The sequence below is a fragment of the Pseudoalteromonas sp. S1608 genome, from assembly GCF_005887265.1.
Taxonomy (GTDB): Bacteria; Pseudomonadota; Gammaproteobacteria; order Enterobacterales; family Alteromonadaceae; genus Pseudoalteromonas; species Pseudoalteromonas undina.
Window position 1 is genome coordinate 39016 of the sequence record NZ_PNDK01000003.1, and the last position, 13098, is coordinate 52113.

Genomic DNA, 13098 nt, shown 5'->3' on the forward strand with positions numbered 1-13098 from the left:
AAAAATGTGTGCAACATTGCCTTCTGGGCTCAGGACAGAATTTATGAAAAGCCAACACCAAGATCCAATTTATTCGCAAATTTCTCAAGTAAAAGATGCCGTTTCTGAAGTACTCGAACATGCAAAAAAACTAGGCGCTACTGCTGCAGAAGCTGCTATGTCGAGCACATCAGGGCTGTCGGTAAGTACGCGCATGGGCGAGGTAGAAACCATTGAGTTTAATCAAGACGGTGGTTTAGGTATTAGCGTGTATGTTGGTAATAACAAAGGCTCCGCCTCTACGGCTGACTTAAATCCAAAAACATTGCGATCTGTGGTCGAAAAAGCCATAGATATTGCTAAATTCACCTCAGATGATCCGTGTAATGGTATTGCTGATAAAGAATTACTTGAGTTTTCGCCTAAAGATTTAGATTTATTTCACCCTTGGGATGTAAGTCCTGAGCAAGGGATTGATTTATGTCATGCTGCTGAGCAAGCCGCATTAAATGCGGATGAGCGAATTGTGAATTCTGATGGTGCTAGCTTTTCTTCACATCAAGGGCTGCGAGTGTATGGCAATAGTCATGGTTTAATTGCAGGCTACCCGAGAACACGCCATAGCATAAGCACTATGGTAATAGGCAAAGAGGGCGAGCATATGCAGCGCGACTCAGCCTACACAATTTCCCGCGATCAAGCCGGGCTAAAAGATGCTGCAAGTGTTGGGCTTGAAGCCGCTGCAGAAACCCTAGCTAAACTAAACAGTCAAAAACTAGGTACCATGAAAGTGCCGGTTATTTTTAGAGCCGATATTGCTAACTCATTGTTTGGCCATTTAGTGTCTGCAATCGGCGGTGGCGCACTGTATCGTAAATCCAGCTTTTTACTGGATAGCTTAGGTACACAAGTGTTCAGCAAAACCGTTAATATTTCAGAGCGCCCACACTTACTAAAAGGGTTAGCGTCATCACCTTTTGATAGCGAAGGGGTTAAAACTCTAGACAGAGAAATAATACACGGTGGTGAATTGCAAACATATTTATTAGCGAGCTATGCAGCGCGTAAAATGAATATGACGCCAACAGGCCACGCCGGTGGTATTCATAACTGGTTGGTTGAGCAAACCCATCAGGATTTAGCTACACTATTAAAAACCATGGGCACGGGTTTGTTAGTCACTGAACTTATGGGGCAGGGTGTAAATACCGTGACTGGTGACTACTCTCGTGGTGCAGCTGGTTTTTGGGTTGAAAATGGTGAAATACAGTACCCAGTAAGTGAAATAACTATTGCTGGTAACTTAAGAGATATGTTTAAAGGTATTTCAGCTATTGGTGGCGATATAGAGCGACGTGGTGGTATTCAAACGGGCTCAGTGCTGATTGAGCAAATGCAAATTGCGGGTGCTTAATACCCATCCACAATAATACTTAATTCAGCGAATTGGTATACACCCACTTTGTTTGCTTAAATTAAGCTTAATTTAAGCAAACTTTCCTTTGAGGTTTTTAAGGTGTGATATGGCTAAAGATAGATATGCGCCAAAACCATTAACCGACATTATGGCTGGGCTAAACAACCGTTTAGCAGCCTATGCGGGAAAAAGCCAAGCATTGGATACACAGCAACAACTGTTACGCGATTTTTTAGGGCCTAAGCTAGGCGATAAATGTCGAGTAAGTAATTATCGTGACGGCACACTGATGATAGAAGCTGTTTCAGCTCCTATTGCTCTTAGGCTTAATTATTTAAAAATGGATATGCAGTCTCATTTTAGAGCCGCAGGTATGGCAGAGCTTGGGCAAATAAAAATTACCGCCAATCCACAAGCAACCCAACGATTAAGTAATCGTCCTAAAGCGACAGATAGCCAAGCGACTAACTCTCTTAAAATGAGTGAGCAAACGGCTGATTATTTGAATGCGATCGCCGATTCTGCTCCTCCTTCATTAAAAGAAAAGCTGCAGCGCTTAGCTTTACATGGCAAAAGTAAGCCCTAGCTAGCCCTCACACTAGGCTCTTTTTCACGCTTTGAACAAACGCAAAATACTTTGTTACATATTCGATTTCATTGTTATTTAAATCAGGTTTATTATGCTTAGCTAGTGCTTCCTAAATTAGGTTGTAGCTGATGCGTATTTCATTAAGCAGGTAATAGACTGCATCCTATTGTTGTTTTTTGAGTTATCAAATCTTAATGAAATGCGTATTTATTCTAATTAATATACGGAATTCTTATGAAAAAAATAACAATGACTGCCGCCAGTATTGCATTGGCGTTAGGTTTGGTTGGCTGCGGCGAACAGCCACAACAAATGAAAGCAGAATCAACCACAGTAACTGCACCGGTGGCGGCTCCTGGTGCGCTAGGTGTTGATTTACAAAATATGGATAAAAGTGTTCGTGCACAGGATGATTTTTATTACCATGTTAATGGTCAATGGTTAGCAAAAACTGAGATTCCAGGTGACAAGTCTAACTATGGGTCGTTCTCACAGTTATATGATGAATCGCAAAAAGCAATGAAAACAGTGCTTGAAAACGCCAGTGCTAATAGTAGTGCAAAACCAGGTTCAGATGAATATAAGATTGGTGCATTTTATTCTAGCTATATGGCTGAAAATGCTCGTGAAGAGTTAGGTATTTTGCCACTTGAGCCAGCTATTAAAAGCATTGATACAGTGAAAGATAAAGCCGCGTTGGTCACACTGATGGCACAGCTACAAGTTAAAGGTGGCGATCTTCCTTTTGGCTGGTATGTTAATAATGACGCTAAAAACTCAAGTGAAAATGCGCTTTATGCCTATCAAGCGGGACTTGGTTTACCTGACCGCGACTACTATTTAAAAGATGATGAAAAATTCACAAAAATTCGCGCGGCTTATCAAACGTATATCACCGATATTTTAGCTAAAGCTGGCGTTAATAATGCCGCTGATGCAGCCAAAGCGATATTAGCACTTGAAACGACACTTGCTGATGCACAGTGGAGCCGAGTGCAAAGCCGTGATGCAACTAAGTCATACAATAAAATGACGGTAGCTGAAGCTAACTCGCTAATGGGTGAGTTTGATTTAAATGCCTATTTCGAAGCAGTTGGCGTTGATGCTCAAGAGTTAATTGTGCGCCAACCAAGTTACTTTGAAAAATTTGCAGAGATTTTCAACAATACTGACTTAGCTGTTTGGCAAAACTATTTAAAATTCCATTTTGTTAGTAATTACGCGCAGCTACTTAATAAAGATTTAGTGGATTTGAAGTTTAATTTTTACAGCACCACGTTGCGTGGTGTTGAAGAGCAAGCACCACTTTGGAAGCAAGCCGTTGATGCATCAAACAGTGTACTGGGTGAAATTTTAGGTAAAGTCTACGTTAAAGAAAACTTCCCGCCAGAAGCAAAAGCACGTATGGAAGAGTTAGTTGATAATGTGATTAAAGGCTATTCAGTGGCAATTGAAAACCTTGAGTGGATGAGCCCTGAAACAAAAGTGGCGGCGCAAGAAAAACTCAATAAGTTTACCCCTAAAATTGGTTACCCAGATAAATGGAAAGATTACTCAGATTTAGCGATTAACCCTGATGAACTGGTAGGTAACTATATTCGCTACAGTGAATGGGCTTATGCAGATATGATTGCTAAATTAGGTAAGCCAGTTGATCGATCTGAGTGGCATATGACTCCACAAACAGTGAATGCTTACTACAATCCAGTGAATAACGAAATAGTATTCCCTGCGGCGATTCTGCAGCCTCCTTTCTTTAATTTAGAAGCGGATGATGCTGTTAACTATGGTGCTATTGGTGCGGTTATTGGCCATGAGTTAGGCCATGGCTTTGACGACCAAGGGGCAAAATACGACGGTGATGGCAATTTACGTAATTGGTGGAGCGAGTCAGACCTTAAGCAGTTTGAACAGCGAAGTGCTGCCCTAGTTGCACAGTATAATCAATATAAACCGTTTGAAGATGCCAGCGTTAATGGTGAGCTGACACTGGGTGAAAACATTGGTGATTTAGGCGGCTTAACCGTCGCTTATAAAGCGTATCAGTTATCGCTAGGTGATTCGAAAGCGCCCATTATTGAAGGTTATACGGGTGACCAACGCTTCTTTATGGGATGGTCGCAAATTTGGCGTCGTAAATACCGTGATGAGGCATTACGTAATCGTTTAATGACGGATTCACATTCACCGAGTCATTATCGCGTAATTGGTATTTTGTCGAACATGCCAGAATTTTACCAAGCGTTTGATGTTAAAGAGGGCGATAAAATGTATATCAAGCCTGAAGATCGCGTAAAAATTTGGTAATTTAAGCTAAAATTAGCTTAAACTAATCGCAAAATAAAAAGCCAGTGAGCATCATGTTCACTGGCTTTTTAGTTACTTTTACTAGCTATATTTTGTTTTTATGGCGCTGATTATCTCAACATTAGCAGCAGGAAAATCATAGTTATCAAGTTCGTCTATGCTGACCCATTCGCTTGGTTGTCCTTCTGCGCCATGAGCTTGACCATTAAAGTTACTGACCACATGCACATTAAGTCGTACGCATTTATCGCCATAGTCATGCTCTATAATGATAAGTTCGCTTGAACTATGAATAGTCAGCCCTACTTCTTCTAGCAGTTCACGTTTTAGGGCTTGAAACACACTTTCTCCGGCTTCAACTTTGCCACCAGGAAACTCCCATAACCCACCTTGATGTTGCTCATCTGCACGTTTACAAATAAACAAATTGTTATTTTTTTTAATTACACCCACAGCAACATTGATGATTACTTTAGTCATTACCTCTCCCTTAAATAGCATAAAAAAAGCGACGCAAGCGTCGCTTTTTATCTAACGTAACAAAGTGGTGTTATTTTAATTTACCACAACATTGTTTGTATTTTTGACCTGAACCACATGGACATGGATCGTTACGGCCAACTTTTGGCTCGCTACGCGCCATAACCTGAGCGCTTTGCGGTGCTTCACCACCTACGTGTTCTGCTTCTTCATGTTGATATTCGCGAGGGGCATTTTCACTTTTACGGTGTTGCTCTTCTACTTTTTCAACATCTTCTTCAGCGCGAACTTGCACTTTACTTAAAATACCGACCACATCGACTTTTAAGTTTTCTAGCATTTCAGAGAATAACTCAAACGACTCACGTTTGTATTCTTGCTTAGGATTCTTTTGTGCGTAACCACGTAAGTGAATACCTTGGCGTAAGTGATCCATTGCAGCAAGGTGGTCTTTCCAATGTTGGTCAAGACTTTGAAGCATAATGGCTTTTTCAAACTGACGAAGTACAGAATCGCCGACCATTTCTTCTTTTTGCTTGTAAGCTTGTTCAACCGCTTCTTCAATACGCTCACGAAGTTTTTCTTCGTACAGTTTATTGTCATCAGCTAACCACTGAGTAATTGGTAACTCAATTAGGAAATCTTGCTTTAAGCGCTCTTCAAGCCCTGGGACATCCCACATTTCAGCTAAGCTTTGTGGGGCAATGTATTGATCAATTACACCCGCGAGCACATCACCACGGATAGCGGTAATCGTTTCTGAAATATCACCTTCTTCAAGCAATTCGTTACGTTGAGAGTAAACAACACGACGTTGATCGTTTGCTACATCATCGTACTCAAGTAGCTGTTTACGCACATCAAAGTTACGTGCTTCTACTTTACGCTGGGCGTTTTCGATTGCGCGGTTAACCCATGGGTGTTCAATGGCTTCGCCACGTTGCATACCTAGTTTACGCATCATGTTGGTCATGCGCTCACCGGCAAAAATACGCATTAACGCATCATCCATCGATAGGTAGAAACGGCTTGAACCGGCATCACCTTGACGGCCAGAACGACCACGTAATTGGTTATCAATACGACGTGATTCATGACGCTCTGTACCAATAATGTGTAAACCGCCGGCATCAATTACTGCGTCATGGCGAATCTTCCATGCGGCTTTAATTTCGGCAATTTGTTCGTCAGTTGGGTTTTCAAGTTTTTCAACTTCACTATTCCAATTACCACCCAGTACAATATCGGTACCACGACCGGCCATGTTGGTGGCAATGGTGACTGTGCCTGGTAAGCCCGCATCAGAAACAATATCTGCTTCTTGTGCGTGGAATTTAGCATTAAGTACGTTGTGCTTAATTTTTTCTTTGCGTAAAAACTGCGACAAGTACTCAGAGCTTTCAATTGAGATAGTACCTACAAGTACTGGCTGACCACGTTCTTGACAGTCTTTAATGTCTGCTAAAATGGCTTCGTACTTTTCTTCTTGCGTTAGGTACACCAAATCTGCGCGATCATCACGGATCATTGGCTTATTGGTTGGCATAACAACTGTGTCTAAACCGTAGATAGACTGAAACTCAAACGCTTCTGTATCGGCTGTGCCTGTCATACCTGCTAGCGTTTCGTACAAGCGGAAGTAATTTTGGAACGTAATAGAAGCTAACGTTTGGTTCTCGTTTTGAATTTTCACACCTTCTTTTGCTTCTACAGCTTGGTGTAAACCTTCTGACCAACGGCGTCCTTCCATAGAGCGACCTGTGTGCTCATCAATAATGATAACTTCGTTTTCTTTAATAACGTAGTCAACATCTTTTTGGTAAAGCTTGTGCGCACGAAGAGCTGCATAAACGTGACTGAGTAGCGTAATGCTCGCTGCTGAGTACAGTGAATCACCTTCTTCAATTAAGCCGCGCTCTGTAAGTAGCTCTTCAACTTTTATTTGCCCACGCTCAGTTAGGTGAACTTGCTTAGATTTTTCATCGATAGTGAAATCGCCATCACCTTCAATCCCTTCCTCATCTTCTTTTTCTTGTAGTTCAAGTAAAGGAACAATGGTATTTATTTCAGTGTAAAGCTCTGAGCTGTCTTCAGCTGGGCCTGAAATAATAAGCGGCGTTCGCGCTTCATCAATTAGGATTGAATCCACTTCATCCACTACGGCATAAAATAATGGGCGTTGAACGCGCTCATCAATGCTAAATGCCATGTTGTCACGTAGGTAGTCAAAACCAAACTCGTTATTGGTACCGTAAGTGATGTCAGCTGCATAAGCTTGTTTTTTCTGTTGTGGCATCATGCCCGGAACATTACAACCAACGGTTAAGCCTAAAAACTCAAATAGTGGACGGTTGGTTTCAGCATCACGCTTAGCCAAGTAGTCATTTACGGTAATGACATGAACGCCTTTACCTGTTAAGCCATTTAAATATGCTGGAAGTGTCGCGGTTAGGGTTTTACCTTCACCAGTACGCATTTCTGCAATACGGCCTTGTTGTAAAACCATACCACCTAATAATTGCACGTCGAAGTGACGCATACCGTTTACACGCTTTGACGCCTCACGTACCACAGCAAATGCTTCTGGTAGAATATCGCTTAGGCTTTGTCCGTTATCGTAACGTTCTCTAAACTCAGCTGTTTTAGCTTTTAAATCTTCATCTGAAAGCGCTTCTAGTTGCGTTTCAAGTGCATTGATCAGTGCGACCGTCTTTCTTAGGTTTTTAATAGTGCGGTCATTGCGACTACCAAAAATCTTGGTAAATAAATTAGATATCATGATAAAACCGTTACAATGTGTTTTTTTGCTAGCCGTGCATCGGCTAACCCATTTTTTACAATTGATAATTAATGTATTCTTTGAATTAACCTTTAGGACACATTAATTAGCAATTTTGTATTAAGCTGCTTAAAAAGCACTGTTTATTACCTGCGCTACTATACCAGACTCTGCTAAACATCAAACTACCTCAATAAAAAGATCTTCATTTAAAACAGAAAAATGAGATCTCGCTCATAAAAATAGCATTATGTAGCTAAAGTTGATTAGAAATGCTTTAAAGATATGGTGTTGAATAAATTAAAAACAAGAGCAAAGCGCTTAAATTTCACCCTTAAATGCCTTGTTTGTCGCTATCGTTTTTTAATCCTTAAATTGAGCAATAATTTTATTAATTAATCTCGGTAGGTCACTTAAGTCATGCGGTTTATCGGCAGATGTGTATGCACGGAAGCTTTATCATTAAAGAGGTTGTTAATCGTAAAAAAGGTGTATGTTAATATCTTCTGTAACCAGCGTTTGCTAATATTATTTTTAGTAGCATAGAGTTAGTCATCTTTTTTATTGCTATATAACACGTTGATTGAGTTTAATAAAAGGGTAATAAAGTGCAAACCAACAAAGATAACTTAGTAGTCCTTGGCGCTGGTTGGCTTGGCCAAGCCTTATGTATTGATGCACAAAAACAAGGTTGGCAAGTGCAAGGAACTCATCGTAGTGACACTCATCAATTTGATTTTGAGCGTCAGTTTGTTCTACAAAACGGCGAGCTGCAGCACCAAGTGGATTTACAAAACGCGTACTGGGTGTGTGCTATACCTCCGCGCAGTCGTGACAGCGAAAGTGATTATTCTCAAGTGCTGGAGCAGGGGTTAAAGCTGGCAACTGAACTTAATTGCAAAGGTTTTTTATTATGCTCATCGACTGGGGTGTATGATCAAGAGCCTGGAGTTTATAGTGAAAGTAGCGATATATCTGGCACTAACGAGCGACAAATAAAGCTCTATGATGCTGAAGAGCAAGTACTTGAACAGCAAGGTAAAGTTCTAAGATTAGCCGGATTGTTGGGGCCAAACAGAGAGCCGGGTCGTTTTGTGGCAGGTAAGGAGCTCAACACCTCTAGTCAGCAAGTGGTGAACATGGTGCATCAACAAGATGTGATCAATGCCATTTATGCGGTACTTAACAATTGGTCACAAGGGCAAAGCATTTATAATGTAGTTAACCCTGCGCACCCGAGCAAAGCAGATTATTATGCACAAAAGTGTGAGCTGTATGGCACACAAATGCCCAGTTTTAGTAGTGATGAAGTCGCTGAGCGCAAAGTTATTGGCTCAGCGATAGAAGCGCTGGGTTTTAGTTATCAGTATGGTATTTAACCTGAACTCTGAATAATAAATCTATCTCAAGCAGCTATTTTCAGTGCTAACTGCGTTGAATTTACTTGCAATAGGCGAGCTTTCGACGCGTAATTCCGCCTTGTTTTCACTGGAAATCTCTGGCTAGAGAAAATAAACATAAATATCATATTGATTCAATACGTTAGTAAATCTCTTAACCAGAGTTCAGGCTATTTAATAAGAAGGTAAGGGCGAATTTTTTATAAAGTCGCACAACTTACCTTCACTTAGTAGTCTGTTGGCCGCTTCAATATCGGGGGCAAAGTAGCGGTCTTTGTCGTAATAGCTAACATGTTGGCGTAGCAGCGCCTTAGCATGCTCCACCTGTTCACACGCATGTAGCGGCTTTCTAAACTCTAGCCCTTGAGAAGCACTTAGCCACTCAACGGCTAACACGCCTTGCGTATTATTAGCCATATCAACTAAGCGCCTAGCAGCAAAAGTTGCCATAGAGACATGGTCTTCTTGATTAGCTGAGGTCGGTAAGCTGTCTACCGAAGCTGGGTGTGCTAGTGACTTGTTCTCAGAGGCGAGCGCAGCTGCGGTTACTTGAGCAATCATAAACCCTGAATTTACCCCACCGTTTTCAACTAAAAATGGCGGCAATTTTGATAAATTAGAGTCAATCAGTAGGGCAATACGTCGCTCAGCTAAGGCGCCAATTTCGGCAATGGCAATTGCAAGGTTATCAGCGGCCATAGCAACGGGCTCAGCATGAAAGTTTCCACCTGAAATAATATCCCCCACATCGGCAAAAACGAGTGGGTTATCGGTTACCCCGTTTGATTCACACAGTAATACTTCGGCGGCTTGGCGTATTTGGGTTAAACACGCACCAAGTACTTGCGGTTGGCAGCGCAGGCAATAAGGGTCTTGTACTTTTTCACAATTAATATGTGAGTCACTAATTTGTGAGTGGGTGCTTAATAGCTCTCTAAATACGTGCGCGGTATCAATTTGCCCTTTTTGACCACGAACCTCATGAATACGAGCATCAAACGGTGCGCGACTGCCCATGGCGGCCTCAATACTTATAGAGCCAATAACACAGCTTTGTGCGTACAAATCTTCTGCTCTAAATAAGCCCTGCAGTGCGAATGCAGTAGAGGCCTGTGTGCCATTTAGTAGTGCTAAGCCTTCTTTCGCAGCTAATGTCAGTGGCTCAAGCCCTGCAATTTTTAGCCCCTGCTCTGCGCTTATTAGCTCTCCTTGATAGCGCATTTTCCCTTCACCTAATAAAGGCAGGCACATATGAGCAAGGGGGGCTAAATCGCCCGATGCGCCCACTGAGCCTTTTTTAGGCACGCATGGATACACTTCATTTCTAAGTAGCTGTATAAAAAACTCAATTACAGCTAGACGAATACCAGAATAACCCCGTGATAAAGAGTTTACTTTTAGGGTGATCATTAATCTGACTGTGCTGTCATCCATTAACTCGCCAATGCCCGCAGCGTGTGAAAGCACAATACTGCGTTGTAATAGTTCTAGCTCATCATTCGCTATTTTTGTATTGGCTAATAAACCAAAGCCGGTATTAATACCATATACAGTACGCTGCTCGTTTATTACGTCTTGAACGGTCTGGGCACTGGCTGCTATTTGTGTAGCGGCTTCAGTTGCCAAAGTTAAATCTACGGCCGATTGATTAATTTTTCTTAAGGTATGTAATTCAAGCTGACCCGGTGTAAGTGTGTATGAAATCATGACTTATCCTTGTTAAGCATAGGTAGGTCTAGGTTTTGTTGTTGTGCACAATTTTTTGCAATGTCATAACCGGCATCGGCATGGCGCATCACACCGGTAGCAGGATCATTCCAAAGCACTCTTGCAAGGCGTTGCTCTGCTTCATCGGTACCATCGGCAACAATAACCACACCTGAATGCTGGCTAAAGCCCATACCTACACCACCGCCATGATGAAGCGATACCCAAGTAGCACCGCCTGCGGTATTGAGCAGGGCATTTAATAAAGGCCAATCAGAGACAGCATCGGAGCCATCTTGCATGCTCTCTGTTTCACGATTAGGACTAGCTACTGAGCCTGAGTCAAGATGATCGCGGCCAATAACTACCGGTGCTTTAAGCTCACCGTTTTTAACCATTTCATTAAAGGCAACCGCTAGACGCGCTCGGTCTTTTAAGCCAACCCAACAAATACGTGCAGGTAAGCCTTGAAATTGAATTCGCTCACGCGCCATATCAAGCCAGTTATGCAAATGCTTATCATCAGGAATGAGCTCTTTTACTTTTGCGTCTGTTTTATAAATATCTTCGGGATCGCCTGAGAGTGCTACCCATCTAAATGGGCCAATACCTTCACAAAATAATGGACGAATATAAGCAGGTACAAACCCAGGGAAATCAAATGCATTTGCTACGCCTTCTTCGAGCGCCATTTGACGAATATTGTTGCCATAGTCGGTAGTTGCTGCGCCTGCATCTTGTAGTGCCAACATCGCTGTTACTTGAACTGCCATTGACTGTTTGGCCGCTTTGACCACTGCTTGTGGATTATCGATTCGCATTTTTGCTGCATGCTCCATACTCCAACCTTGTGGTAGATAGCCGTTAAGCGGATCATGGGCTGAGGTTTGATCGGTGACTATATCGGGAGTAATACCACTTTTTACTAAGGTACTAAAAACATCAGCCGCGTTACCAAGTAAACCCACAGAAAGCGCTTCACCTTTGACACAGGCATCGGTTATTAATTTTAATGCATGCTCAAGATCTGTGGCTTTTACGTCGACGTACCCTGTTTTTATTCGAAAATCGATCCGGCTTTCATCACATTCCACTACTAAGGCACTAAAGCCTGCCATGGTTGCTGCTAATGGTTGTGCACCGCCCATTCCTCCTAGGCCACCTGTTAGCACCCACTTACCTTTGGCATCGCCTGAAAAATGTTGTTTTGCCATAGCTACAAAGGTTTCGTAAGTGCCTTGAACAATCCCTTGAGAACCGATATAAATCCAAGAGCCAGCGGTCATTTGGCCGTACATCATCAAGCCTTTTTTATCTAACTCGTTAAAATGTTCCCAGTTAGCCCAGTGCGGAACAAGGTTAGAATTTGCAATTAATACCCGCGGTGCGTTGCTATGAGTTTTAAATACCCCCACCGGTTTACCTGATTGCACTAATAGGGTTTCGTCATCGTCAAGGCGCTCAAGCGTCTCAATTATTTTGTCGTAGCTTGGCCAGTCACGGGCAGCACGGCCAATTCCGCCATACACCACCAAAGCTTGAGGGTGCTCGGCAACATCAGGGTCTAAATTATTCATTAGCATGCGTTTAGCTGCTTCGGTTTGCCAGCTTTTAGTAGATATTTGATTACCATGCTGTGCGCGAATTGTGCGTTGTGTGTCCAGTCGATGATCCATTATTCACTCCTGTTAAATTTAAGTGTTATGCGCTTTATTATTGTTTTTAAATGTTAATTGTCCGCCCAAGCGATACTTACTGCCTGGCGATATAAGTCGTGCAAAACTAACAATTCCGTTTACCGACCAAGTACGGCGTATTACTTGTAAACAGGGCTCTTCGTTATATAAATTAAGCCATTGGCACATTTCACTGTTTGGCGTAATAGCCTCTACCGTATGCCTCGCTTGCGTTAAAGGGGCAACAGTTGAGAGATATTCGTGCGGGGTAAGTGCGGTAAAATCTTGTTGTAAATAATCTTTTGCAAGGGGTGGATTTACAAAGCGCTCCTCTACTTGCAAGGGACTGTCGTTTTCATTATGAATAATGACACTGCGATACACCACGCTATCTACCTCTACACCTAAAGCAATTGCAATTGGCGCGACGGCATTAATCGATTCTAATACTTGCACTGTGCAGCTGTAGTTTCCGTTTCGCTCTTTTACTTCATTGGCGATGTTTTTTATTTCAAGTAATGACGACTGAGACTTGAAGCTTGCTACAAACGTTCCTAGGCCTTGGCTACGGGTTAAAATGCCCGCATCAGTGAGTTCACTAAGTGCCCGACGTGCGGTCATTCTGCTTACTGTAAATTGTTTTGCTAGTTCATTTTCTGAAGGGACACGTTGGTTTTCAAGCCAAAGCCCACTGCGTATTTTGTCCACAATAAATTGTTTTATTTGCGTAAACTTAGGTGCTGGCATAAATATTTTTAGTATAT

Annotated in this window: 9 protein-coding genes; 4 read left to right on the forward strand and 5 right to left on the reverse strand. The window is 42.2% G+C overall.

The window, feature by feature from the left end:
* Positions 1–43 precede the first annotated feature (43 nt).
* From pmbA to CWB75_RS02190, 3 genes are all read left to right on the forward strand, one after another.
* Positions 44–1393, forward strand: coding sequence for a metalloprotease PmbA (pmbA, locus tag CWB75_RS02180; protein ID WP_138569778.1), 1350 nt, complete (start codon positions 44–46; stop codon positions 1391–1393).
* Between the two features lie 109 nt (positions 1394–1502).
* Positions 1503–1982, forward strand: coding sequence for a DciA family protein (locus tag CWB75_RS02185; protein WP_054202561.1), 480 nt, complete (start codon positions 1503–1505; stop codon positions 1980–1982).
* A gap of 237 nt (positions 1983–2219) precedes the next feature.
* Positions 2220–4292 carry a M13 family metallopeptidase gene (locus CWB75_RS02190; RefSeq protein WP_138569779.1) on the forward strand — a complete coding sequence of 691 codons (2073 nt, stop codon included), beginning with the start codon at positions 2220–2222 and terminating at the stop codon, positions 4290–4292.
* 81 nt (positions 4293–4373) lie between these two features.
* Here the strand turns inward: CWB75_RS02190 and mutT are convergent, their stop codons facing one another.
* Positions 4374–4772, reverse strand: a complete 399-nt coding sequence (mutT, locus tag CWB75_RS02195) for an 8-oxo-dGTP diphosphatase MutT (RefSeq protein WP_010390390.1) — start codon at positions 4770–4772, stop codon at positions 4374–4376.
* Positions 4773–4842: 70 nt separating this feature from the next.
* Positions 4843–7551, reverse strand: coding sequence for a preprotein translocase subunit SecA (gene secA / locus CWB75_RS02200; protein WP_010390391.1), 2709 nt, complete (start codon positions 7549–7551; stop codon positions 4843–4845).
* Positions 7552–8159: 608 nt separating this feature from the next.
* Here secA and CWB75_RS02205 point away from each other — a divergent pair.
* Entirely contained in the window at positions 8160–8930 is a 771-nt protein-coding gene (locus tag CWB75_RS02205; RefSeq protein ID WP_109875465.1) for a Rossmann-fold NAD(P)-binding domain-containing protein, read from the forward strand.
* 195 nt (positions 8931–9125) lie between these two features.
* Here CWB75_RS02205 and hutH read toward each other — a convergent pair whose 3' ends face one another.
* From hutH to hutC, 3 genes are read right to left on the reverse strand one after another with little or no spacing between them, the layout of a single operon-like run.
* A complete protein-coding gene (gene hutH / locus CWB75_RS02210; RefSeq protein WP_138569780.1) occupies positions 9126–10658 on the reverse strand; it encodes a histidine ammonia-lyase in 1533 nt (510 codons plus the stop codon).
* Positions 10655–12334: a urocanate hydratase gene (gene hutU, locus CWB75_RS02215; RefSeq protein ID WP_138569781.1), complete on the reverse strand. Its 1680-nt coding sequence runs from the start codon at positions 12332–12334 to the stop codon at positions 10655–10657. The genes hutH and hutU overlap by 4 nt, the downstream gene beginning before the upstream one ends.
* Positions 12335–12352: 18 nt before the next feature.
* Positions 12353–13081, reverse strand: coding sequence for a histidine utilization transcriptional repressor HutC (gene hutC, locus CWB75_RS02220; protein WP_010390397.1), 729 nt, complete (start codon positions 13079–13081; stop codon positions 12353–12355).
* Between the last annotated feature and the right edge of the window lie 17 nt (positions 13082–13098).

Coding starts and splice junctions, on each gene's coding strand:
- CWB75_RS02190 (WP_138569779.1), top strand. CDS start 2,220: ATGAAAAAAATAACAATGACTGCCGCCAGTATTGCATTGGCGTTAGGT.
- hutC (WP_010390397.1), bottom strand. CDS start 13,081: ATGCCAGCACCTAAGTTTACGCAAATAAAACAATTTATTGTGGACAAA.
- secA (WP_010390391.1), bottom strand. CDS start 7,551: ATGATATCTAATTTATTTACCAAGATTTTTGGTAGTCGCAATGACCGC.
- hutU (WP_138569781.1), bottom strand. CDS start 12,334: ATGGATCATCGACTGGACACACAACGCACAATTCGCGCACAGCATGGT.
- hutH (WP_138569780.1), bottom strand. CDS start 10,658: ATGATTTCATACACACTTACACCGGGTCAGCTTGAATTACATACCTTA.
- pmbA (WP_138569778.1), top strand. CDS start 44: ATGAAAAGCCAACACCAAGATCCAATTTATTCGCAAATTTCTCAAGTA.
- CWB75_RS02185 (WP_054202561.1), top strand. CDS start 1,503: ATGGCTAAAGATAGATATGCGCCAAAACCATTAACCGACATTATGGCT.
- mutT (WP_010390390.1), bottom strand. CDS start 4,772: ATGACTAAAGTAATCATCAATGTTGCTGTGGGTGTAATTAAAAAAAAT.